We start from the raw sequence: 228 nt of genomic DNA, 5'->3' as shown, positions 1-228 counted from the left end.
CCACGAACATGTGGTGCGCCCAGACGATGAACGACAGGAAGGCGATCGCCCCGGTGGCATACACCATCGAGGTGTAGCCAAACAGCGGCTTGCGCGAGAACGCCGGGATGATCGAGCTGACCGCGCCGAACGCCGGCAGGATCATGATGTACACCTCGGGGTGGCCGAAGAACCAGAACACATGCTGGAACAGCACCGGGTCGCCACCGCCGGCGGCGCTGAAGAAGC

Annotated in this window: 1 protein-coding gene; it reads right to left on the bottom strand. The window is 64.0% G+C overall.

Annotation, left to right across the window (positions count from 1 at the left end):
• Positions 1-228, bottom strand: a 228-nt coding sequence (locus SB765_RS34595) for a cbb3-type cytochrome c oxidase subunit I (RefSeq protein ID WP_410933153.1), incomplete at both ends; no start/stop codon positions are given.

The sequence above is a fragment of the Pseudomonas sp. SIMBA_067 genome (genome assembly GCF_046534675.1).
In the GTDB taxonomy this organism is placed as follows: domain Bacteria; phylum Pseudomonadota; class Gammaproteobacteria; order Pseudomonadales; family Pseudomonadaceae; genus Aquipseudomonas; species Aquipseudomonas putida.
This window is presented reverse-complemented; position numbering and strand designations above follow the sequence as displayed.